At 33.5% G+C, this 24,183-nt stretch carries 23 protein-coding genes; all 23 read right to left on the bottom strand.

Annotated elements, in window-relative coordinates:
* Positions 1 to 27: 27 nt before the first annotated feature.
* The 23 genes from prfB to flgL all read right to left on the bottom strand — a co-directional run bounded on the left by prfB (position 28) and on the right by flgL (position 24,175).
* A protein-coding gene (gene prfB / locus ACQKMV_RS01180) for a peptide chain release factor 2 (protein ID WP_427502017.1) occupies positions 28 to 1,132 on the bottom strand; the annotation gives its coding sequence in 2 pieces (ribosomal slippage) (positions 28 to 1,056 and positions 1,058 to 1,132; 1,104 coding nt in all).
* 193 nt (positions 1,133 to 1,325) lie between these two features.
* Positions 1,326 to 1,868, bottom strand: coding sequence for a competence protein ComK (locus ACQKMV_RS01175; protein ID WP_427502016.1), 543 nt, complete (start codon positions 1,866 to 1,868; stop codon positions 1,326 to 1,328).
* 525 nt (positions 1,869 to 2,393) lie between these two features.
* The gene (secA, locus tag ACQKMV_RS01170) at positions 2,394 to 4,904 is read right to left on the bottom strand and encodes a preprotein translocase subunit SecA (RefSeq protein WP_427502015.1); all 2,511 of its coding nucleotides are present in this window, start codon (positions 4,902 to 4,904) and stop codon (positions 2,394 to 2,396) included.
* A gap of 122 nt (positions 4,905 to 5,026) precedes the next feature.
* Positions 5,027 to 6,235 carry a flagellin lysine-N-methylase gene (gene fliB / locus ACQKMV_RS01165; protein WP_427502014.1) on the bottom strand — a complete coding sequence of 403 codons (1,209 nt, stop codon included), beginning with the start codon at positions 6,233 to 6,235 and terminating at the stop codon, positions 5,027 to 5,029.
* Positions 6,236 to 6,320: 85 nt separating this feature from the next.
* Positions 6,321 to 6,872: a ribosome hibernation-promoting factor, HPF/YfiA family gene (hpf, locus tag ACQKMV_RS01160; RefSeq protein ID WP_427502013.1), complete on the bottom strand. Its 552-nt coding sequence runs from the start codon at positions 6,870 to 6,872 to the stop codon at positions 6,321 to 6,323.
* A 163-nt stretch (positions 6,873 to 7,035) separates the two neighbouring features.
* Positions 7,036 to 7,419, bottom strand: coding sequence for a PilZ domain-containing protein (locus ACQKMV_RS01155; protein WP_427502012.1), 384 nt, complete (start codon positions 7,417 to 7,419; stop codon positions 7,036 to 7,038).
* Positions 7,420 to 7,626: 207 nt separating this feature from the next.
* The gene (fliS, locus tag ACQKMV_RS01150; protein WP_427502011.1) at positions 7,627 to 8,037 is read right to left on the bottom strand and encodes a flagellar export chaperone FliS; all 411 of its coding nucleotides are present in this window, start codon (positions 8,035 to 8,037) and stop codon (positions 7,627 to 7,629) included.
* A 76-nt stretch (positions 8,038 to 8,113) separates the two neighbouring features.
* Positions 8,114 to 8,473 carry a flagellar protein FliT gene (locus ACQKMV_RS01145; protein WP_427502010.1) on the bottom strand — a complete coding sequence of 120 codons (360 nt, stop codon included), beginning with the start codon at positions 8,471 to 8,473 and terminating at the stop codon, positions 8,114 to 8,116.
* Between the two features lie 41 nt (positions 8,474 to 8,514).
* Positions 8,515 to 10,728 carry a flagellar filament capping protein FliD gene (fliD, locus tag ACQKMV_RS01140; RefSeq protein WP_427502009.1) on the bottom strand — a complete coding sequence of 738 codons (2,214 nt, stop codon included), beginning with the start codon at positions 10,726 to 10,728 and terminating at the stop codon, positions 8,515 to 8,517.
* A 22-nt stretch (positions 10,729 to 10,750) separates the two neighbouring features.
* Entirely contained in the window at positions 10,751 to 11,140 is a 390-nt protein-coding gene (locus ACQKMV_RS01135; protein WP_427502008.1) for a flagellar protein FlaG, read from the bottom strand.
* 184 nt (positions 11,141 to 11,324) lie between these two features.
* Positions 11,325 to 13,142 (bottom strand): Rieske 2Fe-2S domain-containing protein, encoded by a 1,818-nt coding sequence (locus ACQKMV_RS01130; protein ID WP_427502007.1) that lies wholly within the window; start codon positions 13,140 to 13,142, stop codon positions 11,325 to 11,327.
* 80 nt (positions 13,143 to 13,222) lie between these two features.
* Positions 13,223 to 13,870 carry a class I SAM-dependent methyltransferase gene (locus ACQKMV_RS01125; RefSeq protein WP_427502006.1) on the bottom strand — a complete coding sequence of 216 codons (648 nt, stop codon included), beginning with the start codon at positions 13,868 to 13,870 and terminating at the stop codon, positions 13,223 to 13,225.
* 59 nt (positions 13,871 to 13,929) lie between these two features.
* A complete protein-coding gene (locus ACQKMV_RS01120) occupies positions 13,930 to 15,363 on the bottom strand; it encodes an alkaline phosphatase family protein (RefSeq protein WP_427502005.1) in 1,434 nt (477 codons plus the stop codon).
* A 224-nt stretch (positions 15,364 to 15,587) separates the two neighbouring features.
* On the bottom strand, positions 15,588 to 16,283 hold the full coding sequence (locus ACQKMV_RS01115) for a cytidylyltransferase domain-containing protein (RefSeq protein WP_427502004.1): 696 nt from the start codon (positions 16,281 to 16,283) through the stop codon (positions 15,588 to 15,590).
* Position 16,284: 1 nt separating this feature from the next.
* Positions 16,285 to 17,421 (bottom strand): UDP-N-acetylglucosamine 2-epimerase, encoded by a 1,137-nt coding sequence (neuC, locus tag ACQKMV_RS01110; protein WP_427502003.1) that lies wholly within the window; start codon positions 17,419 to 17,421, stop codon positions 16,285 to 16,287.
* Positions 17,418 to 18,455 (bottom strand): N-acetylneuraminate synthase, encoded by a 1,038-nt coding sequence (neuB, locus tag ACQKMV_RS01105; protein WP_427502002.1) that lies wholly within the window; start codon positions 18,453 to 18,455, stop codon positions 17,418 to 17,420. Before neuB ends, neuC begins: the two co-directional genes overlap by 4 nt.
* A 247-nt stretch (positions 18,456 to 18,702) precedes the next feature.
* Positions 18,703 to 19,050 (bottom strand): hypothetical protein, encoded by a 348-nt coding sequence (locus ACQKMV_RS01100; RefSeq protein ID WP_427502001.1) that lies wholly within the window; start codon positions 19,048 to 19,050, stop codon positions 18,703 to 18,705.
* Positions 19,047 to 20,699 carry a motility associated factor glycosyltransferase family protein gene (locus ACQKMV_RS01095; RefSeq protein WP_427502000.1) on the bottom strand — a complete coding sequence of 551 codons (1,653 nt, stop codon included), beginning with the start codon at positions 20,697 to 20,699 and terminating at the stop codon, positions 19,047 to 19,049. The genes ACQKMV_RS01100 and ACQKMV_RS01095 overlap by 4 nt, the downstream gene beginning before the upstream one ends.
* 125 nt (positions 20,700 to 20,824) lie before the next feature.
* On the bottom strand, positions 20,825 to 21,655 hold the full coding sequence (locus ACQKMV_RS01090; RefSeq protein ID WP_427501999.1) for a flagellin: 831 nt from the start codon (positions 21,653 to 21,655) through the stop codon (positions 20,825 to 20,827).
* Positions 21,656 to 21,855: 200 nt separating this feature from the next.
* Positions 21,856 to 22,074: a carbon storage regulator CsrA gene (gene csrA / locus ACQKMV_RS01085; protein WP_197149126.1), complete on the bottom strand. Its 219-nt coding sequence runs from the start codon at positions 22,072 to 22,074 to the stop codon at positions 21,856 to 21,858.
* Positions 22,074 to 22,517: a flagellar assembly protein FliW gene (gene fliW, locus ACQKMV_RS01080; RefSeq protein WP_427501998.1), complete on the bottom strand. Its 444-nt coding sequence runs from the start codon at positions 22,515 to 22,517 to the stop codon at positions 22,074 to 22,076. Before fliW ends, csrA begins: the two co-directional genes overlap by 1 nt.
* Positions 22,518 to 22,533: 16 nt before the next feature.
* The gene (locus ACQKMV_RS01075) at positions 22,534 to 23,097 is read right to left on the bottom strand and encodes a DUF6470 family protein (RefSeq protein WP_427501997.1); all 564 of its coding nucleotides are present in this window, start codon (positions 23,095 to 23,097) and stop codon (positions 22,534 to 22,536) included.
* A 157-nt stretch (positions 23,098 to 23,254) separates the two neighbouring features.
* The gene (gene flgL / locus ACQKMV_RS01070; protein WP_427501996.1) at positions 23,255 to 24,175 is read right to left on the bottom strand and encodes a flagellar hook-associated protein FlgL; all 921 of its coding nucleotides are present in this window, start codon (positions 24,173 to 24,175) and stop codon (positions 23,255 to 23,257) included.
* Positions 24,176 to 24,183 lie beyond the last annotated feature (8 nt).

Here is a 24,183-nt window from a genome sequence, read left to right as displayed (position 1 = left end):
TATCACTGTGCCTCTGAGGGGCTTTCATTACCCGATTTTTGAACGTAAATATGCATTAATGAATGGATCTACATCGCCATCCATCACTGCTCCTACATTACCTGTTTCTTCATTTGTACGGTGATCTTTCACCATTGAATATGGATGGAATACATATGAACGAATTTGTGAGCCCCAGCCGATTTCCTTCTGTTCACCACGGATTTCATCTAGCTGTGCCTGCTGCTTTTCGATCTCTAATTGATAAAGCTTCCCTTTTAACATCGTCATTGCTTTTTCACGGTTTTTAATTTGTGAACGTTCTGCCTGACATTGTACGACAGTACCAGTTGGAATGTGCGTAATACGAACAGCTGAATCTGTCGTATTAATATGCTGACCACCTGCACCTGTTGCACGATACGTATCAATTTTTAAATCCTCTGTACGAATATCAATTTCAATATTATCATCGAATTCGGGCATAACATCACAAGAAACGAAAGATGTATGACGACGACCAGAAGAGTCAAACGGTGAAATACGTACTAAACGATGGACACCTTTTTCTGCTTGCAAATAGCCGTAAGCATTATGACCCTTAATAGACAATGTAACGGATTTAATACCTGCTTCATCGCCCGGAAGATAATCAACTGTTTCGACTTTAAAGCCACGTTTTTCTGCCCAGCGTGTGTACATACGAAGCAGCATTGAGCCCCAATCCTGAGACTCCGTACCACCTGCTCCTGGGTGTAGCTCTAAAATCGCATTGTTTTGATCATATGGGCCACTTAATAGTAATTGCAGCTCAAAATCGCTCATTTTTTGCTGGAATTCTACTAATTCATTGCCTAGCTCCTCTTGCAATTCTTCATCTGGCTCTTCTTGCAATAACTCAAGCGTCATATCAAGATTCTCATGTGTTTCCACTAAATCTTTATATTCATTAACAATTGCCTTTAAGCCATTACCCTCATTAATGATTACCTGTGCGCCTTGCTGATCATCCCAAAAGCCTGGCTCAAGCATCATTTCATCTAATTCCTGAATGCGTGCCTCTTTGTTTTCTAAGTCAAAGAGACCCCCTGAAATCCGCCAATTTTTTGGCTGAAGTGTCTAACGCGTTACGTACATCTGCTAATTCAATCATTATTAAATCCTCCGAACATTATTAATGGGGTAATCTTGTAAAAACATCTATAATAGAAGTTCAAAAATCAGTTATAAGAAAAGATTTTAAAATACTTATACCTCATCTTTTTAAGCCCCGTATCTCTTTATTATAACGTTTTTACGGCGGAAAACATACTTTTTTACAACACAGTATGAATTACGATAGTATTTCAATCATTTTCAGATTCATCTTCAAAGATAACGTTGTTGGCCATACGTTGTACTTTACCTTGATCATATTGTACTAGTAAATTCTTTGTTCGTTTCTCCAGTTTATATTTTAGTAAAAACGCTCTTTGAATTCTGTTTTCAAATGCTCTAACACTTAGATCCACATTAATTTCATAGCCGTTCATAAAAATTACTTGTGTACTCTTTTTATCCATGGCTTGATAGTCCTTAATATGATGGACAGCAAACCATTTACATTCAGGTCGTAAATAAGACTTGCTTGGAAACCATACAATATTACTTCGTTCATGAACAACTATTGGATTTTTATTCAGCTTTCCGAGTATCATTTTCGAGCCATCGAAAGCCCCTCTTAAGCTTGAACCAAAATAACGTAGATTATAATCCATTAATTTTGTCGGTGCTAATTTTGATATATATTCGTAATGCCTTTCTATTACACGTGTACACAAGTTTCCATGGGCATCATACTCCGGTATATACAGCATCGTTTCACTACTCATAATGTCATCACTATGCATGTCAATCCTCCTTAAAATGTATTTATTTTTTCTAGTAAAGAGGAGTATACTAATTAATATATTGGTATACTCCAATGTATTTCCTCGAGAAGGTCTGGCAAGGACTACTTTTCTCGAGGATTTTTATATCTACACATGAATCACCCCCTTTATTCAAAGAAAACAGCTTTTAGTTTTCAAAACTTTCGAACTATTCGTATATACTCATAATAAACCAGAAAAAAGTTATAAACATTACCCTTTTTATTGAACTATTTACCTATTGTTGTAGTATTATATACTTTTTTCTGAATTATCTAATAATTTTTAGATTGAAGATCTATAGATCGAAACATCCTTCCTCTTCATTTCGTGTGAGGGTTCGCCTTCTCTCAGCAGGAGTATCGTCCATTTTAATTGTGAAGATATCCTAAAACATAGAAAAAAAGACCATTTTAACATACAGTTAAAATGATCTTTTTCGAATCCGCCGGAGGCTTTAACTTCTTTCAGCGGATGTTTGAACATCCGCCGAAAGAAGTTAACTTATTGAGCTGCACCATGGCAGTTTTTAAATTTCTTACCGCTTCCACATGGACATAAATCATTACGTCCTACATTTTCAGCCTTACGGACAGGTTGCTTTTTTGGAGCTGAACCGCCATCCTCTTTAGGATTCACAGCTTGACCTTTTGCAACTTCTTCACGCTCTAAATTATTATGGATTTCTGCCTTCATCGCATATTTTGCTACATCTTCGCGAATGGAAGCGACCATATCCTCAAACATAGCAAAGCCTTCTTGTTGATACTCACGAAGCGGGTCATTTTGACCATATGCTCGAAGATGGATACCTTGACGTAGCTGATCCATAGCATCGATATGATCAATCCACTTCGTATCAATTGAACGTAATAAGATAACCTTTTCAAATTCACGCATACGATCTGGTGTAAGCTGTTCTTCTTTTTCATCATAACGTGCTTGGACAGCGTTAGAAATTAGCTGATTAATCTCTTCTACAGATTTACCTTGGAAATCTTCCACCTTCAGAACGCCTTCATCTAATAGGTTTGCTGCGACATAGTCATCGATTGCTTTTAAGTGCCAATCTTTTTGTTCACCTTGCGTATATAATGCGACAACGTTGTCGATCGTTTCTTGAATCATAGACTCGACAAGCATACGCATATTGTCTGTTTCTAATACGTCGTAACGCTCTTTATAAATAATCTCACGTTGCTGACGTAAAACATCATCATATTGTAATAAACGTTTACGGGCATCGAAGTTATTTCCTTCAACACGTTTTTGAGCTGATTCTACTGCTCTTGAAACAACTTTAGATTGTAGTGGCTGTGAATCATCCATCCCTAATTTCATCATCATGTTCTTCATATTATCAGAGCCAAAACGACGCATTAATTCATCTTCTAGTGACAGATAGAATTGAGTAATCCCTGGGTTCCCTTGACGACCAGAACGACCACGTAGCTGATTATCGATACGACGAGATTCATGACGCTCCGTACCAATTACAGCTAAACCACCAAGCTCCATTACACCTTCTCCAGGTTTAATGTCCGTACCACGACCAGCCATGTTCGTAGCGATTGTTACTGCACCCTGCATACCAGCATTCGCAATAATTTCAGCTTCACGCTCATGGTTTTTCGCGTTTAATACGTTATGTGGGATTTTATGTTTATCCAATAAATTCGAAATAATTTCAGATGTTTCAATTGCAACAGTACCAACAAGAACTGGTTGTCCAGCTTTATGGCGCTCTGCTATATCTGCCGCCACCGCTTTATATTTCCCTTCCATCGAAGCAAAAATTAAGTCTGGACGGTCATCACGAGCGATTGGCTTATTCGTAGGAATCGCCACAACACTCATATTATAAATATTACGGAATTCCTCTTCCTCTGTTTTCGCTGTACCTGTCATACCTGAAAGCTTTTGATACATACGGAAGTAGTTTTGGAACGTAATTGTCGCCATCGTCATCGATTCATTTTGAATCTCTACGCCCTCTTTAGCCTCGATTGCCTGATGGAGTCCATCTGAGTAGCGGCGACCTTTCATTAAACGACCTGTAAAGCCGTCAACGATAATGATTTCGCCCTCTTGTACAACATAATCAACATCATTATGCATACTTACATGCGCCTTTAACGATTGGTTAATCGCATGGTTTAAACGCACATGTGTTAAATCAAATAGGTTATCAATGCCAAATGCTTTCTCTGCTTTTTCAACACCAGCATCTGTTAACGTAACACCTTTTGTCGACTCTTCATATGTGTAATCCGTTTCTGAACTTAACATACGAACAAACGCATTAGACTGTTTATAAAGCTGCGCTGATTTCCCAGCCTGACCCGAAATAATTAATGGCGTACGCGCTTCATCAATTAAAATCGAGTCAACCTCATCGATTACCGCATAATGTAGCGGACGTTGTACACGTTCCTCTTTATATAGCACCATATTGTCACGTAAATAGTCAAAGCCTAGCTCATTGTTTGTACTATACGTTATATCAGCTTCATAAGCTGCACGTTTTTCTTCTTTTGACAGGCTGTTTAAGTTTAAACCAACCGTTAAGCCTAAGAAATTATACAAATGCCCCATTTCCTCAGCATCACGACTCGCTAAGTACTCGTTGACTGTCACAACATGTACGCCTTTACAAGTAATGGCATTTAAGTAAACAGCCATCGTAGCCGTTAACGTTTTACCTTCACCGGTTTTCATTTCCGCAATATTACCTTCATCTAATGCCGCAGCACCCATAATTTGTACACGGAATGGGTACATCTCTAACACACGCTTTGACCCTTCTCGACAAACGGCAAAAGCTTCCGCACGAATCGAATCTAAATGCTCTCCGTCGGCATAACGTTTTTTAAACTCTTCTGTTTTCGCTTGTAATTGATCATCTGAAAGCTGTTCCATTTGAGAAGCGAATCCCTCAACCTGGTCAGCGATTTTTTCTAATTTTTTTAGTTCACGTTTATTGAAATCAAATAATTTATTTAATAGGTTTACCATGAATTTTTTCACTTCCTATATAGTCTCAACTTTCATTTTACCATTGTGTATAGACATGGTGCAAATTGTCATACCTAAAAAGAATGACCTTCTCAAAAATCAGAAAATCATTCTAACAAAAATTAACTTTTTAATAATACAATCATGTGAGCCATCGTTGAGTATCCACTCTCTTGAAGCATCTTACGAACATTTTGAAGATAATCAGAATGGTGCTCAATTGTTTTGGAATAAGATTGAATTAATTTTATAACCTGTTCAATTGTTAACTCTTTATGTTGTCCTGCCATACCTATTAAATGTAACTTAATCATTGAAATATTTAATATTAGCATCACATAACTTTCAAACATATTAGGCTGATTAGAAGGGAATAAATTTCTAAACACATAGTTCACTGTATAGTTCTCAAGTATGTATTCATGATTTTTCATAAACGGTGAATAATAATTATCGTAATGTTTTTTATATAATTCTTTTGATTCATCAATATTCGATTTATCGTTCAAATTCAAGGCCATTTGCATATCATTTAAACATTCTAAATATCGTTGGCTTGAAACTCCACCTGTTAATCTATATTTTATAAGATCTTTTGCCATATTCATTTGAAAGGCAAGATTCTGTGGTAAATTCTTTACTAATTCTATTTGGCCATTATCCTCTAAAATATTCTTATAACGATGCATCAATGGCTGTAATTGAGTTGACCACTCTTCCTTTGGTATTTCACATAATTTATGAATAAACATCCCCAAAACAATCAATCGATCTTCCAAGTATTGCTTTCGATTTTGCAAAATGTCGATTGTAAATAATCGTAAATCCCAAAAATATTTTTGCTCATTTGATGGTACATTTCCGATAATCAATCCACTTGTATTAAACTGCTCTTCATCAATTATAAATCCTATACCTTCTTCATCGAGTAAAATTAATCGTGCAGCCTCTGGACAAGAGATTGTCAAACTTTTCTCTATCCGTGATTCAACTGCATTATAGGCTCTTGGATATACTGAACAAGTATGACATAAATACTCTTCACCTAGCTCCGCATGGATTTTACACCAACCATCTTCCGTCAACATTGTACATCTATTTTTTTCGTCCATTTTGATTTTTCCATAACTATAATCTGAAGGATTTGAGCGCTCACGAGTTATATTTTGTTTTAACTCTTCTTTTAATTCAGACTTCCTAATATTACGGTATTTTTGGAATGTCGCTTTATCTACATTCACATTCCACCCTGCACAACAAGTATCTTCACAAGCTGCACCTATACAAGAAAATTTTTTGTAATATTCCGGGAATAATACTTCTCGTTTCATTTAAAACACTTCCTAATTTTTTTCTGATTTCTACATCATAAAAGAACCCTCGCAAATGCGAGAGTTCTTTTCACTATCTAAAATGTTAAGTTGTTTCAATTAAGCCGTATTTACCGTCTTTGCGTTTGTAGACAATATTTGTGCCGTTTGATTCTGCATCTGTAAAGATATAGAAATCATGTCCTAGCATATTCATTTGTAAGACAGCTTCTTCTTGATCCATCGGTTTTAAATCAAATTGCTTTGTACGAACAATTGAATATTCTTCTTCCTCTGTTACTGCATCAGCTGCTGCTTGAGAGGTAGCAAAATAAAGGCCAGTACCTTCGCGCTCACGGAATTTACGGTTTACTTTTGTTTTATGCTTACGAATTTGACGTTCTAATTTATCAACAATTAAGTCAATCGCAGCATACATATCATTATGACGCTCTTCTGCACGAAGAGTTAAGTTCTTCATTGGAATTGTAACTTCCACTTTAGTTTGCTTGTCATTATAAACCTTTAAATTTACGTTAGCGTTGGCGTTAACATCTTCGTTAAAATAGCGCTCAACTTTCTCGATTTTGTTCTCAACATACTCTCGAATAGCTGGAGTTACCTCAATATTTTCACCACGAATGTTAAAGTTTAACATGTAAACTCCTCCTTTATAACTGCTATACTTTATATTTCTACACAAGTGTGCGAAATTCCTCTAAAATAATTCTTTTTTTCACAAAAAAATTTTTTCCTCATTAAATGGGCAGTATCAGCGAAAACAGGGATGAACAAAATCCCCCACTGATGAATGTTTCACTTTATAAATGAATGTTATTTAGTTTTGCCTCATCAGCTTCTTTTCTTCGGCGCAATTTCAACTCTTCAACAATCAAATCTTCAACGGCTTCTTGATCATTGAAATTTACGCCATACTGCTTGCCATTGCCAAAAGAACGACTCCAAATGATTTCACCATAAGCTCGTACCTCTCTTGTATCAAGAACAAAGCGTAAATCCAAAGGAGGAGGATTGACACCTAAATCCACTTCAGTAAACATCTTTATACCTCGTGGACTAATATCAAGCAAGACAGCCATTGCCGTTTGTGATTGATTGACTCTACCATCCTCATATATTGCAAAAGTCATTTTAACAGGCTCATCGAATTTAAATCGAAAGCCTTCTTGGCGTTTAAATTTCATCTACCCACCCCAATACTATTCTAAACATCTATTTAGTTGATTATGACACGATGAATGTTTTTCATCTAGAGGGAATAAGTAACATATCCCACCGATTAAAGACCTATTTTTTAACTATTTAAATGGTGCCCTTTTGTATGATATAAATGGCATGTCTCATTTATCTCGCAAAGAAAAGAGACCATCATAGATGGCCTCTTATTTTGTCTAAATTTGTCCAGTGTTTCCCTGACCGAATTGTTGCTGTCGATTGATGCGAATAACTTCCTTCCATGTATCACGGAATTCCGTCACTAATCCCTCAACTTCTTCAATAATAGCGATATCATTTTGAATATTTGCCTCGACTAAATGACGATTCATATATTCATAGAGAGCAAACATATTTTTTGATATTTCGATATCCATATTTAATGTCGCCATAAGCTCACTAATAATCGCCTGAGCTTTTATTAGATTTGTATTTTTTTCCTCGACATTTTTTTCTTGAATCGCATGTTTTGCTTTATGCAAGAACTTTAAACATCCATTATAAAGCATTAAAGTAAGCTCGCCAGGGGAAGCAGTGGTAACACTATTTTGTTTATATGCATTTTGTGCTGTTAAATTTGCTGCCAATAAAGGACAACTCCTTTGAAAGGTTACTTTTTTACTAGTTTAAACCATTTTACGAAGAAAAGCTAATAGGTAATTATTAATTCTTTTTGTCATAATACATGCCATCCATCACACGAACATTCGAATATGGATTGAAGTATTGTCCTTCACTTTTTTTCGTTTTTTGTAGGTTTGCCATATCTTGCTTTACGGCGCTCATGACAGCAGCCATTCGTTCCTTTATCCCATTATCTAATTCAAGTAACGTTTGATGAATGCGATTCTGTTCGTCGAATTGAAAGCCTTCTTGAGCCAAACCTTCAATAATAGTTCCACGCTTGTCCAACATCCTATTAATTTTGTCAATGTATTCATCACGCTCTTCACCATTTGGAATATCGCTTAAAAGCTTAAAGAAATTAGCTGATACCTGTAATAGTTGATCTATTAGTTGCATAATATTCTCCTACTTTGCTAATTAGAAACATCACAAAAACGTTATCCTTTCATTAACTGACTAGATTGCTGGTTTGCTTTATTGATTGCTTGCTCCATTGCTGTGAATTGTTTCCAATAACGTGCTTCTACGTTTTTCAGCTTGTCTTGCCATGTAGAAATGCGTGTATCTACATCTCGTAGATTTTTTCCTAGTGTATACTGAGAGTCTGTCATTGAGGAACGACCAGCTTTTTGCTCAATCGAGACTTCAAACTCTTTCATTGAGCTACGCAGATTTGCAAGATAGCCGCGTGTATCAACAACTTTACCATCTTTTGTAACATCTTTTTCTTTACCACTATCGTTTCTAAATAGGTTCGCTACTGCATCTGGATCTTCCTCTAACGCTTTACGCAATTTTTTCTCGTCGATTTCTAACGTACCACCATCATTGTAATTTTTCGTTGTCGTAATTCCAATGCTGAATAAAGTGTTGAACTTCGAGTCTTCAAGCCCTGGAACTGGTTCATAAACGAGCGAGCGCATTTTAGAAAGTCCGTTACGAAGAAGTGAATCGCTACGAAGTAAACCACTCTTTGCTTTTTCTTCCCAAAGCTTAATTTCATTTTCTTTCATAGATTCTTTTTGCTCTGGTGTTAAAGGTGCATAGTCACGATACTTTGTTTGAGTTGTTTGATCTTTAAAATCTTTAATCAAACCGTTGTACGTATTTACAAATTCTTTAATTTTATCCATCATTTCATCTACGTTTGTAGTAGATGTTAATTTAACAGGGGTAGTTGTTACAGTATCTGCTGGTGGTTGAGCAGCATTATCAACCGTGTTCTTTGCATCATCATACGTGTTTTTCATTCCAGTTAAATTTGCTTTATCACTGTTAGCATCAGCCAATTCAGTATTAGCTAAAGCTAATTCCCCCGTCTTTGTACCAACATCCTTAATTGCCTTATAATCCTCCTCTGTCAAATGAGCGAGAATATCTTGATCTGCTTGAGAGAGTGTTGTATCAGCCTTTAATTCTGCTAACGATTTACTGCTTAATAAAGCTTTTTTCGTATCAGCCGATAAAGCATCGTACACTTTTCCTGCTGTTTGCGTTAACTCCTCTTTACTTAATGCATCAATTGCAGCTTTATCATCTTTAGATAAAGCTTGGAATGTATCCATTTGCTCCTGTGTTAAGCCTAAGTCCTCTAAACTATCCTTCGAGAAATCCTTCGCTGCTAGTGCAACTTTTTGCTTTTCGCTTAATGAATTAATAAATTTTTTCGCATCATCAGATAATGCTTGAACTGCCGCACTTGGTACATTTCTAGAAGTATCCAACGCTGACTTAGCACTATCTACCTTTGCCTGACGACTTGTAGTCTCTGTTTCAATTTCATTCATAATTGCGTTAAATTGCGTATCATAATTATCACCAATATTAAAAGTTACACGATATTTAGTCGCAAGTTTATTATATAGATCCTCTAAGTTTGTCTTTGCATTTGTTAAATTTTCCTGAGCAGCCTCATTAAATCCAATTTGGGTTGTTGATTCATTAAATTTAGATTTTAATGTAATATTATATCCATTAAATGAGAAGGTATTTGATGAACGTTCTGTTGCGATACCATTTATTTGGAAAATAGCATTTTTACCCTCCTTGGACATGTCTTGGCCAGAGATATTCATATCTGCTACATTCCCAGTTATTTCAATTTTTCCTTTACCAGTATCTTTAGCTGTGAAGGAGAATCGTCCATTTTCAAATACTGCCGTTACACCAGCATTCTTTTTATTTACTTGCTCTACAAAATCATTAACTGTCATATCAGGTGTAATATCGATTTCTATCTCTTTACCATTAGGAGCTTTTAATGTAATTGGACCACTAGCTAACTTGCTCATTTGCGTTGAACCAGTAGCATTAATTTGTCCACCTGTAATACGAGCAGCCTCAGCTAATTGTGAAACACCTTCTATTGAAAGCGTACCACCTGCTTTACTTGTGGCAACAGCTGACACTAGGTCTGAATTTGAGCTAGAAGCAGTTTTTGAATTTAAGTTTTTTACTACAAAATTATCTGCTATATAAGTATCAAATGCTTTTAACTTTTTATTTACATCACGATATGCATCACGCTGCCATTCGTATCTTTGTTTATTTTGTAATAACTTATTTAACGGTGATCTTTCAGCAGTCATTAATTTATTTACTAATGCATCAATATCCATTCCTGAGGCTAAACCGCCAATTCGCGTTACCATATCTTCTTCCTCCTAAGTATACTTATATTTTTTCGTCTACAATCATCCCAAATAACTTTTGCATTTCATAAAAAGCATCTAGTAGCTTTTTTGGCGGAATCTCTTTAATTACCTCTTCTGTGTCACGATTAACTACGGTTACATAGTAGGTCTTTAAGCCTTCATGGTACTTAAACTTTGCAGCACTATTATTCACTTCGAACATTTTATTCATTTTTTCAACAACTTCTTGTACCTTTACTTTTACTTCCTCATCATTGTTTAGTTGCTGCATTTGTTCGATATCAGGTGTAGCACTTTTCATTGTAGTATCGCTTCCTTGCTTCACCACTTGTTCTACAGCTTGTATGTTTGGAGAAATTGATTTATTAAAAGTTGTTACACCTAAATCTGCATTTCCTGAAATACGCATATTTTCATCCTCCTTGAATCTAATACAAATACCATTATTAATAATATCGGATAGAAAAAATAAAATTCTAGGTTAGTTTGTATTGAATTGTAAAAATAATGTTTTTAGTTTCAATAAAAAAACAGCAATCCCACAACAACTACAGAATTACTGTTTTGATATTCTATCATCATTCATCCATTCATTACTCTACTAAACAACGATTTAACTCCTTCACTAATCTTTGTTGCTTTTCTTCAGATAATCCATGAATTTGAGCTGCATTTTTAATATTTTCATAAGGCGCATACAGACATGCTATACAATAAAGACCATAACGTCCTAAAATTCTCTCTGCCTCTTCTCCGTATACTTCAAGTAAACTTGCTACATTACTTTCTAATGTAATATTGTATGAATTAGAATCTGATGTCATATCTACTTGCTTTTTATAGTAGGGAGCTTGTAGTAATCGCCAAAAATCAGCATGATACACGTCTGGACTTCTACTAAAATTACACCAATAACCAATAATTGGTTCATCCCAAGATTCATTTTCGGCAATAACATAATGTAAAATATGCTCCGGCACATTAAATGTAATATTTGGCTGTTCTAACTTCTCTACAATACTGAGATGACCGCTTTTCACCTCAAAACAAACTGTTTTTATCTTAGCTCCGTATGCATTCACCTGTACCGTGACATCCTCGCAAAAAATCATTTCAGGTATATTATTAAGATTTAAAAAGTATTTTTCCATCATCTCATGTGTTACTTCGGTTGCAATAGGTGCTACCTCATTAAAAGCATATGAAAAATCTTGTGACTTAATATAATTTAATATATACTGTTTATCAAAAATTTTTGCATCCCTTTGTTGCTTAACAAGCTGATTAGACGCGATATGCCATTCATCACCAGGCAACAAATCAATTACTTTCACATCAGAATTTTCAAAGTAATCGCACACATTCAGCACTGTGTTTTTTTCAAGTAAATCAATATATTTCAAATGCTCCTTATACCATAATGAAAAATAACTAGCGAATGGCAAAAAATACTTTGCTTTATATATTTCTATACTCTGCTCAATCATTTTTAATATACCGATTTTGGCACTTTTCATTTTTGTTCGTTTTTCTTCATCACTCAAATGTGACCATGTTAACGGGTAGCCAGAAGCACCTGGTGAGAAGCTAGAAGCAACCATATCTACTGTACCAATTTCCTTTGCAATTGTTCGATTAATACCCGTATCATTTAAATTTAAAATTCGAAAATCTCCAGCTTCGATTAAAACAAGTGCATCATTCCAAAGGCTTGCTGGTTCATATGTAGTAATTTTAAAATGCTCTGCAAGTTGTACTGGCTCTCCAAAGCGAACTGAAATAATGTTTTCAAATCCTAACTCCTCTAACTTTTGTTCCATTCTACAATTAGGGAAATGAGGGACATATACTGGAATTGTTTTATCAAATTTTTTTAATGTTGGTTCATGAAAATGATCAGAATGTTCGTGAGAAATCCAAATTGCATTTGGCTGTAGATCAGTTACTTTCACAATCGGTTCTGGATAATGTATCCATGCGCCTAAAAAAGCATTTCCTTCTATCCATGGATCACAAATTAGTGTAAAATCATCTAATTTCACTTCTATACATGCATGTGCATGTAGCTTGATAATTGGTAATTTATTTGTTTTTCTTTGAACCTTTTCACTTGTATTATGAATATGTAAGTCTACATATAATTGTCCATCCTGAACTATTACTGGATATTCCAGCATTTGCATTGACTTTATATTTTTTGATTTTCCATTTAGATCAAACGTCCAATGATGCACTTCACATTTAAAGCAGTGCTCATCATCTAATAATTTTATTTCACCTGATTGATGCGGGCAAATTGAAGAAAGCAGTTTATATTCATCATCTACACGCACTAAAAAACATTTTGTATTACATAATTCTATTTTTACGGGAAGCTTTTGAAAATCTTCCATTGAACCTAAAGCAATCATGTATCTTCTCCGCCTTTTAATAGTCTTCATGAAATTTTCAACTTTTAGTATTTTTTCATTCCCATTAACTTCCTAATAAATTAACCTTCATATTTTTGCAGAGTAAATCTTGCAATAAATGGATCTTCATTTTTATATGGTGACAACCCTCTACTTTTCTCAAATTTAACTATTTCATATCCAATTTGAATAATTTTTTTTATTAACTTATTTGTGTCAACATATCTTCTATAATGGTTGTCATAAATTTTATATAAATCTTTATCTTCCTTTACTCTAAACTCACTGACGAAATTAAAAGGTACTTTTAATTCATTAATAATTGTAGAAAATAATAAATCCTCTACTTCATCAGGAATAGCATGTAAGAAAAAACGAGTATAAATTAATACCTTTTTTTTATCTTGAATCGCTTTCTCATTTACGAAAGAAAACAAATTCTTCACTGCTTTTTCATCACTAAGATTTTCCCATATGAAATTCACAAAGTTATTAGACAATGCTTTGTTATTTGTGATTGCAGTATTAGAACCATCCACAGCGATGACTTCAAATCCCTTATTTGCAAAGAAAAAACTATCTGCTCCATTACCACACCCTAATTCTAACACCAAATAATCTTCTGGATTATAAATCGAAAGATAGTTACTTTGACAAAACTTAGATGCATTTCTTAATTCCTTATTTTCAGAATAAAAATCATTCCAATAAGCTTCATTTTTATACATTTAATAACTAACTCCTAACTATTTTCTACAAATCATACCATTGCTAATTTTCTTTATTATTATTCATCTTTCATTTTTATAGGGAGAATTTTTTTCTCCTTATTTTGATTATCATTATATGCTATTAATATCTCATCATAATTGTTTTTATTAATTTCCTCGCCTAATAAGAGGACCTTTTTTACTTGTTTATTTATTTTAAAAACTTCTTTATATTCTGGCAAAATCATAACATGAATTTCGTTGAATCTATTTTTTATTGAATATTCATTGATAAATGAATTAAATACACTTACTTCACAAGTTTGCAATAGTAATACTATTCTTTTCTTTATTTCATTAGGAAACTTATAAGAAATATTTTTTTCATTACCATTTTTAACAATCGGGAGAATATATCCTTCTTTTTCCTTTGGAATTTCTATCCCTAAAATATCTAAAATTGTAGGATAAATATCTAAAGTTCTCATTTCAGCTAATGATTCATTTTTCTTAATATTTTCTCCTTTAAAAATAGCTGTAGCTTTAAGTGAATGTAACCCCGTCAATAAACCAGGATTTCTTCCTTTCATTACAATATGATTTTTACTAAAAATACAATTATCACTTAATCCAAATGCTCGTTTTCTTGTATCAATGGAGCAATTAGGGAAAAAATCCACTATAGCTTTTTGTCCATGATCTGATAAAAAAATAATATTTTTGGGTTTCATTAAATTTTTCATTTTCCCAATGAAAATATCTACATGTTTAATACATTCTCGCATTAATGTTCCATCTTTATCATGAGTCTGAAAGTGTCCAACATAATCAAATACAGAATTATAGAACCAAAATACATCTACTTCTTTCTTTTTATAAACTCTTTCAATATTAATATATGCCTGCTCTAATGTTTTTTTATGATACTCTAATCCTTCTTTAAAGTATCCATCAATTAATAACTCTTCTAATTTCTCAGGATTCTCCTCTATACTTCCCCATGTTTCTCCAAATCTTTCAGGTGTCTTCGGACTAGGGAAATTTGTTAAGTCTCCAAAGAAGTCATCTTTAATAAATTTATCTTTAGAACAAACTACTGGTAATATACTAGCATAATCAGGTAATTCATTAACTTTTTCTAATAATGGTTCTCCACTAACCATATACCCATCTATTTCTACAGGAGGAGTTGTTGCAAGACCTTTCCAAAATCCAACTTTATATCCATTTTCATTAAGTATTTTCCAAAGAGGGGAAAACTTTTCGTAATGTTTTGGCATAGGGTATTCTTCAGTCACCGAATATCTTCCTTTGATGACTTTATGTGTATGTGGTGAAACACCAGTATACATACTAATCCAATTATCATGTGAACCATAACCATAAACATATCCATTATACTCACCTGATACTCCATCGCTAACCAAATCCCTAATATTTGGATAATCATCTAAGTTTTCGAAAACTAAATTAGGAGATACTGCATCAATACCAATTACCAATAATTCCATTCCAACACATACTTTCCTTATCAAATTTATTACAGTCTATTCTTAGAATATAGTGATAATCTATTCATAGTTAATACATTCAAGCAAGTAGCTAAATATCTGCATTTCAGGATCTTTGGATTCAACCAGAATCCTAACATATTATATTAAATCTGTTTTCATGGTAAGATTATAGAAATTTTCCCATCAATATATTTTCAGATCCTACTCCTTTTAATAATTGATCACTTTTTTTTATTATTTTCCTTTTTTAAAATTTCTTTGAGTTTTTGAACATCACTATAATCGTCAATATCTATTACTATCTCATCCATTACATAAGCATATTCATTATCATTTAAACTAGTCGTGGGAGACAAAGTCTTTGAATCATTAATATAAATTGAGCCATCCACAATAAATACATCTTTAAAATCTTGACGACGAACAGTACTGTTTACATTAATTATAGGTACTAGTTTATTGTCTTCTTCAATTGTTCTCATTAATATCGGATGTTCATTAACTTTTGTAACACTTAATAGACTTTTATACGAATTATCAATTATTATTTCTATAGCTTCATCAATATGCCTTGTTTTTCGTAGAGGTTGCGTCGGCTGTAAAAGCACAATATAATCAAAGTTTTCTTCTAATTTATTTATTGTATGTAAGATCGCATCAATAGTTTTTGCTTTATCGGTAGCTAAATGCTTTGGTCTCAAAAAAGGAATTTTAGCACCATACCGGATACTTACTTCAGCAATTTTTTTGCAATCTGTCGACACTATAACCTCATCCAAATACTTTGATGCTAATGCACTTTCTATCGTATAGGCAATTAAAGGTTTATCTATTATTTCTAGTATATTTTTGTAAGGTATACCTTTACTTCCTCCTCTAGCAGGAATAATACCTAGAACTGTCTTTCCCTTATACATTTTACACCTCTATAATGGGGATAAATTGCTTTTGAACAGATGTTTCCCATAATCTGTAATCGCTTAGCGTTCGCATAATTTTTTCCACACTTTTTCCGTCCCCAAATAATGATTGTGGATCGAGTTTCATATTTCTTACAATATTTATTGCCTCTATAATTTTCTCAGATTTAGCTTCAACATGTACAATATGTGGCATTGTACTTAAAGAATATCGCCCTTTTTGTCGATTACCAATATCAATTGCAGGTGTTGCAAAAACTCCTGCTTCTCGAATACCTGCACTTGAGTTTCCTATAATACTTTCAGCATTTTTTAACAGTGTTAAAAAATACTCAAATCGAATAGAAGGGAAAATTTTCACATAATTACAATCCTTTAATTTTTCATATGCATCAAATATCTTGCTACTTCCTTCATCATTATTCGGATAAATTACTATAAAATTATCTTTACATTTTTTTATAGCCGATACTAATTCCTCAGCTTGTATTTGGATAGACTCCATTTCAGTTGTAACAGGATGAAACATTACTATATGATACTTTTCAAAATTAATTTCATATCGTGACTTCGCTAATATAATTGAAGGCAAGTTATCGGCATGCATTACATCAACATCTGGAGACCCTACCTCAAATATAGTATTTGGATTTTCACCCAATTGAAACACATGCTTGGCGGCCTGTTCATTTGCCACAAAATGGAAATGAGCGAATTTTGTAATAGCATGACGAATTGATTCATCAATTGTTCCAGATATTTCGCCACCTTCTATATGCGCTACTCGAATGTTATTAAAAGCTCCAACTATCGCTCCAGCTAATGCTTCAACTCGATCACCATGTACAACAATTAAATCAGGTTTAAATTCCTCTATATAATTACTAAACCCTATTATTGTGTTACTTAAAGTTATATCCATGCTTTGATTATCACGGGTATTTACAAATTGATATATATGAGGAAATCCATCCTTTACAATTTCCTTATAAGTAGAGCCATATTTAGAAAGCATATGCATACCTGTTACAAAAACTTGCAATTCAAACATACTATTTTTTTCCAGAGCTTGCATTAAGGCTTTTATTTTCCCATAATCAGCACGAGTACCTGTTAGAAAGACAATTCTTTTCATTCAATCATACTCCAATCAATATGAGTATCTTCTGAAATATCTATCGTAGCTACTTTTCCAATTATCTCACCATATTTTTCCGCTTTAATTTCACCAGTTCCAGGTCTTTTCACCCATATATTATCCTTTGTAAACCGTTCACCTTTTACTATCGGTTTAGTAGAAACAACGGTAGCAAATGCAAAATCAATTGTGACTTTTTCCTCTGGTATCGCTACCTTTGTCCCTCCACGCATTTTAGCAATTTCCTTGCTTCCACTAATTAAATCCCTTAGTTCATTCGGTGCCATTGAACATTCGATATCTGGACCAGATCTGTCCTTACTATCAGTAAAATGTCTCTCTAGTATACATGCACCTAAAGCAGTAGCAGCCAAGCATGCATTATTATTAAGAGTGTGATCTGATAAACCTATAACAGCATTTGGAAATTCCTTTTGAAGTTGTTGCATTCCACCTAATCTAACTAATTCAGGTGGAGTTGGGTAAACATTTGTACAGTGTAAAAGAGCATATGGTACATTATTACTTTCTAATATTTTTACTGTTCTATGTATACTTTCAATATCATTCATTCCTGTTGATACAATGATTGGCTTTCTAAATGAGGCAATATGTTCAATTAGAGGATAATTATTACATTCACCAGAACCAATTTTGTAACCAATCACTCCCATTTTTTCAAGACGATCTGCTGCTGCTCGAGAAAAAGGTGTACTAATAAAAATCATTCCTTTTTCCTCAACATAATTTTTTAATTCCACCTCATCTTCTTCATTTAAAGCACAACGTTCCATTATTTCATATATTGATACATCAGCATTTCCTGGGATTATATGTTTTGCTTCTTTACTCATCTCGTCTTCTATAATGTGAGTTTGGTGCTTAATAATTTCTGCTCCTGCCTCACATGCTGCATCCACCATTTTTTTTGCTACTTCTAAAGAGCCTTCATGGTTAATTCCAATTTCAGCAATGACCACAGGGGGGAAATCATACCCAATTTTACGATTACCAATAGAAATATAGTTCATAATCTTATTCACTCTCTCTATAAATATGATTGTTGACACTGCTAATATTTTTACGGATTTTAACGGTAATTTTTACAAGTATTTTTATCTACTGTAACTTACATCCACCAAGCACAACACGTATTTTCACATTCTCCTTCTTTTCTTTTATATTCCGTTAAATATTCGAGTATTAAGATAAGTCTCATTTCAGTCTTACCCTCATTTTCATACTATCCTTTTTAATCTAAAATAATATATATTTATCTTAATTACTATCTGTGACCTTTTCTTCTATTTCTAATAAAAAGTCTAATAATCCATATTCCAAAATATCAGCACATAAGTACGAATCTTTATCTGTAATAGAATTTACCAATTCTTGATTGATTTCATTCAATTTGTTTATATCAATTGACTTTACTAGACCCAAATTTTGCAAATGATTATTGACTGCTGCTAACCAAGTTAGCCCTTCTACTAAATTTAATAGATTGTCCACTGCTTTATTAAAGTTCTCATTACGAATGCTTTTAATAACAGCTATAACTCCAGGTTGTAATTTTGACAAATAGTTATTATAGCTTTCCATTAATTCCATGTTTTCTTTATTCATTTGCTTAACTCCTTTACTTCTTCTTCATAATAAAATAATGTTCGTTTCGTAGCTTCTAACATTTCTTCATATAAATAGCTACTTTGTTTGAACGATTTTTGGAATTGAACTTCTTCATTTTCTTTTTCATCAACAGCATAGTATTTAACAGCATTAAGATTAATAAAACTAAAAGCCCTTTCTAATCCTAGTTTTTTTATTAACACTTCTGTTTTATTATCCATTTTCACCAATTTTTTCAATACTTTTTCACTATACCTTTTACTAGATTTATCTTTATATAAAGTTTTGATCGATTGTTCTAGTAATGCTATTAACTCTTTTATATTTAATATATCTTCGTTTAATAAAGAAGACAACTTATCCATAGAATACTTAATTTGACATCTCTCTTCTTCGCGTTCGATTTGAGTATTTGTATATTTTTTTAAAAATTCGTAGAACGAAAGCTGGTTTATTTCTTCGATCTTTAACCCACCTTCAGTACAGTTATATACTCTATCTTTCACTTGATAATTTTGTATAATACTGTTAAAGCTATCTTTCATTTGAAGAAAAGCAAAATTGGTTAATACTTCATCACCATAATACCCTTCTCTTTTTATAATTTCTTTATTCATGGACTCTTCATCCAATTTTTTATTATTTAAGTTATGTGTAGAATGTGAGTAACCTCCTGTATACGCCAAATCCTGTCCTATTAATGCAACTGGAGCATCAGTCATAAAAAATGCAAGATTTAATGCTGCGTTCGCGACTGAACCTCCACCTTGTAAAATCCCTATATTATCCCCTGTATATTTTGAATAGTGATCTATTATCTGATGTTCAGCATATTGAATAAAGTAGTACGCTTTTTGAAATTTTTCTCGAATTGCAAAATAATTCAATGGACAATAAATTAAAGTAATATTATTCTCTTTTATGTTTTTATAATGGTTAAAATTCTCTTTAACTCCATCTATAGATACAACATAATCTGGCTCTATATCATGTGCTAATAATGAATTAATTGTCGATCCAGATGCAATAATAATAATTTTATCTTTAAATTCCTTTAATAAAGGGAGTTGTTTCATTAAAGATGGGCCACTTGAAGCAACTACTACTGGCTGATTATATTTATTTATAAGTTTTTCAATTGAATAATCTACTCTACCATACTTTAAACTTTTCACATAATTTTCATCCCAAGATAACGAAAATCTTTTTAATGTGTTTTCAATAATTTGATTGCTTTTTATTTTTTCATTTAACACTTCTAAAATTTCCATTACTTGTTGGGGAACAACTACATCATAATTATTTGAAACGATCATATTAATTCGATCTACTACAGTTATATTTTTATCAAAATATTTTTTCAATTCATCTTGGGTAGTATAGTGTATATCAATATTTAAATTTTTTATAGCATCTATTGGTTCAATGACTAAAATTTTATCATCTGTTGATATTTTGCTTTTGAGTGCTTCAAATATATATCCATTTCCATAACCTATTAATATTTGTAAACGTGCAGGTTTGAAATTTTTTAATATATATGTTTCTGCTTCTCGCACTGGGTTATACTTACTATGTAAGTAAACATTATTAACTTTTAGAGTAGGTAAATTACTCTTTGTATTTTCATATTCTAATTCAAACATTATCCTTTTTCACCTCTAGTGTAAGTTAGGTCTTTTTTATATTTCTTTTAGATACCTTAATAAAAAAGACTTATCTCAAAGAATCCATCTTTATGATTCTTGAGATAAGTCTCAATTACTTCAAATTAACGTAATAACTGAAGTACACCTTGTGGCTGTTGGTTTGCTTGTGCTAGCATCGATTGTGCTGCTTGCATTAAGATGTTATTCTTTGTGAAGCCCATCATTTCTTTCGCCATATCTGTATCGCGAATACGTGATTCAGCTGCTGTCAAGTTTTCTGAAGCTGCACCTAAGTTATTGATTGTATGTTCTAAACGGTTTTGCATTGCACCTAGACCAGAGCGTGTCTTCGATACTTCATTTATAGCAGTATTGATTGTTGCAATTGCATCTGATGCAGCTTTTCCAGTGTCAATTTTAACGCCATCTACTTTTAATGCTTTTGCATCCATATTGGCAATTTGTAAGCTTACTGTTTGACCTTTGTTGGCTCCAACTTGGAATACTAATCCTTTACCAGCACCAGATAAGCTACCATTTAATAAGTTCTTATTGTTAAACTCTGTTTGGCCAGCAATACGTGTAATTTCTGCTTTTAATTGAGTAAGCTCATCATTTAAATTAGAACGGTCAAATGTTGCTTCATCGTTTGTATCGTTACGAGATTGTACTGCTAATTCACGCATACGTTGTAGGATTGCATGTGTTTCGTTTAGTGCACCCTCAGCTGTTTGGATTAAAGAGATTGAGTCTTGAGAGTTTTTAGTCGCCATATCAAGACCACGGATTTGTCCGCGCATTTTCTCAGAAATTGCTAAACCAGCAGCGTCATCGCCAGCACGGTTGATTTTGTAACCTGAAGATAACTTCTCAAGGTTTTTAGAAGCCTCTGTGTTGTTGAAAGCAAGGTTACGGTGTGTGTTTAAAGCTGAAATGTTGTGTTGAATTCTCATTTGGAATTCCTCCTTGAATGTTTGTTTTGTTATTCCACATCCGTGTGGAATTTCGGATTAGGTAGTATGTATGTACTTCCTGCGTCCTACACTATATATATCGTTAGTAGTTGGAAATGTTTAATAGTTTTTTAAAAAATTTTTTAATTTTTTTATGTAATTGATTACTTGTTTAAAATTAAAACTAAAACACATAGTCTTTATTTTTTCTTTAGCTGTTCTAAGAAGCTTGATGAGGCTGATAAAGCTTCCTTATTTTGTGCTTGGATAGCTTCAAAAACTTCGGAGCGATGTACTTTCACTGTTTTTGGTGCAACAATGCCGATTTTAATTTGTTCGCCATCCACTGCTAATATTTTAATTTCTATTTGATCACCTATCATAATAGATTCATCTTTTTTACGTGAGAGCACTAGCATTATTCCGCACTTCCTTCCAATGTTTGCATTGGGTAGCGTAGTGGATAGGACTTATTATCTTGGAGGACAATTTGTTTACCTAGTTTTTTATCCATGTTAATAATTATAGGTGCTAGCAAATTAATAGTAGAATCCTGCAATGTTTCCTTCATCGTAACGATAGTGTATGTAAGAACATTCTCTTCTTTTTCAATTTGTAGTTGTTCACGATCCTCGTCACTAATATCAAAGCTATAATCTTTTTTGAAGGCAAATGGATAGGCTATTATAAAGCCTATTTCTATTTGATCAACTGATTGGAGTAATAATAATGGAAGGTTTGCATCTATAGGTAGTAACACAAACTTTTTGTAATCTTCCAAACCTAATAAACCTTGCTCAAATGTAAGGATATCTTGTTCTACAATTTCGATTTCACCTAAAAATTTAGTAGCTATTTTCATTCTTTCATGCGCTCCTTTAAATGACGACGTCGATGTTAACATCTGGTCTTTGTACCATTGTACTAGTTACTTTACCAGGTGTGTAGTCGTGAATAGGTTTGTTCACCTTTACGTCAATAATTGGGGCTCTTTTCTCAATATTGATGTCTGTAGTACCTGGTGTGTAATCGATTTTAACAGAGCCTACTGAAGGTACAAATTTGATATTGAATGGCACACGATGAGGACCATGGTTTTGTTTTGTGATATTTTGAATAGTCGCACGTCCTTGTCCTTTACCTGCATTCTCCATTAATTGACGTCCTTCACTTGCTCTACGTGCCATCCCGTCAAGTGCCCCTTGTCTACCTTCTTCAGCGTAGTTTGCACTTGATTCCAAAGGACCTATCATTCCTATATCTCGTCTTGCTTGAGAAGAGTCGATTTGTAAAACGCCTCTGGTTGTATGAATCTCTAAGATAGCTGCTGGTTGTTCAATAGATTGAGTAGCTCTCGGCTGTTCAATATGCTGTTGTGGCTTGGTAATTTCAAGTTCTATTTTTGCATCAGTTGTCTGTATTTGAATTTGTGGAAGTCTCATTTACAATTCTCCTTTCAAGAAAAGCGTCTGAACATATTGTCCAAACGCTCTGTTATTCATTATAAAGTTTGCCCTTGACGCTTCGCTTTCGAGGCAGAACCTTTCGCTTCGCGTTTGCCCCTGACGCTTCGCTTTCGGGGCAGAACCTTAGTAGATTTTATCGGATAAAATCTACTAAAGTTTGCTGAATGATCTTTGCTCCTACAGATAGAGCGGCTTGGTGTATAGATTCCTGTGTAACCATATCTGTAATCGTCTTAGCATAGTCTGTGTCTTCATTTTTAGATAGTTGTTTTGTTACATTAACTTCTTGAAGACTTAGTCGATTTTCCATCATCTCTACACGATTTTGACGAGCTCCAACATCTGCTCTTAAAGTCAATGTATTTTCATAAATACTATCTAAACCAGGAATTTTCTTAGTACCATTTGTTACTTCTAAACCAAGTGCATCGCTAATCTTCTCACCTGTTGCACCACTTTGTAAAAGTGTTGTTACTTCAGTCATAAATCCATCAATTTTCCCAAACAAATCTGCACCCGGAGTATTAATATTCATTGAGATACCATCAAATACGTTGATTTCAATCGGCTTCTGTCCTCCAGTAGTAATTCCTGGGTTTTGCGGTCCTGTTACATCAGTATAAAGCGGCTGATTTGTATGCGTGCCTGAAAAGATATAGTTTTCGCCCACTTTTGTATTGGCGATATCACGCAATTGCCCTTTAATTTGTTGCATTTCCGCATTGATCTTTTGACGATCATCAGCGGTATTTGTATCGTTAGCAGCTTGTACAATAAGCTCCTTTACACGTTTTAATGCTCCTCCTACTTGATCAAGCGCTTCGTCTGTTGTATCTAGCCATGTATTTGCTTCACGTAGATTTCGTTGGTATTGTTGGTTTTTATCAAGATCTATACGATAGCCCATTCCCTTTACCGCTACAACTGGGTCATCAGATGGTCTTGTAATTACACTACCTGAGTCCAACATATTTTGATATTTAGACATTTTACTATAGCTTGTATTTAAATTGCGTAGCATATTACTCGATAGCATTGATTGTGTAACGCGCATAAATTTAT

Origin of the sequence: Lysinibacillus sp. NPDC094403, assembly GCF_050278745.1 — a bacterium.
Lineage (GTDB): Bacteria > Bacillota > Bacilli > Bacillales_A > Planococcaceae > Lysinibacillus.
The sequence above is the reverse complement of the archived record's forward strand: the minus strand, read 5'-3'. Positions and strand labels throughout refer to the sequence as shown.

Bases quoted from the DNA above. Each gene is read 5' to 3' on its own strand.
- ACQKMV_RS01175 (WP_427502016.1), bottom strand. From the start codon at position 1,868: ATGCATAGTGATGACATTATGAGTAGTGAAACGATGCTGTATATACCG.
- secA (WP_427502015.1), bottom strand. From the start codon at position 4,904: ATGGTAAACCTATTAAATAAATTATTTGATTTCAATAAACGTGAACTA.
- fliB (WP_427502014.1), bottom strand. From the start codon at position 6,235: ATGAAACGAGAAGTATTATTCCCGGAATATTACAAAAAATTTTCTTGT.
- hpf (WP_427502013.1), bottom strand. From the start codon at position 6,872: ATGTTAAACTTTAACATTCGTGGTGAAAATATTGAGGTAACTCCAGCT.
- ACQKMV_RS01155 (WP_427502012.1), bottom strand. From the start codon at position 7,419: ATGAAATTTAAACGCCAAGAAGGCTTTCGATTTAAATTCGATGAGCCT.
- ACQKMV_RS01145 (WP_427502010.1), bottom strand. From the start codon at position 8,473: ATGCAACTAATAGATCAACTATTACAGGTATCAGCTAATTTCTTTAAG.
- fliD (WP_427502009.1), bottom strand. From the start codon at position 10,728: ATGGTAACGCGAATTGGCGGTTTAGCCTCAGGAATGGATATTGATGCA.
- ACQKMV_RS01135 (WP_427502008.1), bottom strand. From the start codon at position 11,140: ATGCGTATTTCAGGAAATGCAGATTTAGGTGTAACAACTTTTAATAAA.
- ACQKMV_RS01130 (WP_427502007.1), bottom strand. From the start codon at position 13,142: ATGATTGCTTTAGGTTCAATGGAAGATTTTCAAAAGCTTCCCGTAAAA.
- ACQKMV_RS01125 (WP_427502006.1), bottom strand. From the start codon at position 13,870: ATGTATAAAAATGAAGCTTATTGGAATGATTTTTATTCTGAAAATAAG.
- ACQKMV_RS01120 (WP_427502005.1), bottom strand. From the start codon at position 15,363: ATGGAATTATTGGTAATTGGTATTGATGCAGTATCTCCTAATTTAGTT.
- ACQKMV_RS01115 (WP_427502004.1), bottom strand. From the start codon at position 16,283: ATGTATAAGGGAAAGACAGTTCTAGGTATTATTCCTGCTAGAGGAGGA.
- neuC (WP_427502003.1), bottom strand. From the start codon at position 17,421: ATGAAAAGAATTGTCTTTCTAACAGGTACTCGTGCTGATTATGGGAAA.
- neuB (WP_427502002.1), bottom strand. From the start codon at position 18,455: ATGAACTATATTTCTATTGGTAATCGTAAAATTGGGTATGATTTCCCC.
- ACQKMV_RS01100 (WP_427502001.1), bottom strand. From the start codon at position 19,050: ATGAATAAAGAAAACATGGAATTAATGGAAAGCTATAATAACTATTTG.
- ACQKMV_RS01095 (WP_427502000.1), bottom strand. From the start codon at position 20,699: ATGTTTGAATTAGAATATGAAAATACAAAGAGTAATTTACCTACTCTA.
- ACQKMV_RS01090 (WP_427501999.1), bottom strand. From the start codon at position 21,655: ATGAGAATTCAACACAACATTTCAGCTTTAAACACACACCGTAACCTT.
- csrA (WP_197149126.1), bottom strand. From the start codon at position 22,074: ATGCTAGTGCTCTCACGTAAAAAAGATGAATCTATTATGATAGGTGAT.
- fliW (WP_427501998.1), bottom strand. From the start codon at position 22,517: ATGAAAATAGCTACTAAATTTTTAGGTGAAATCGAAATTGTAGAACAA.
- ACQKMV_RS01075 (WP_427501997.1), bottom strand. From the start codon at position 23,097: ATGAGACTTCCACAAATTCAAATACAGACAACTGATGCAAAAATAGAA.
- flgL (WP_427501996.1), bottom strand. From the start codon at position 24,175: ATGCGCGTTACACAATCAATGCTATCGAGTAATATGCTACGCAATTTA.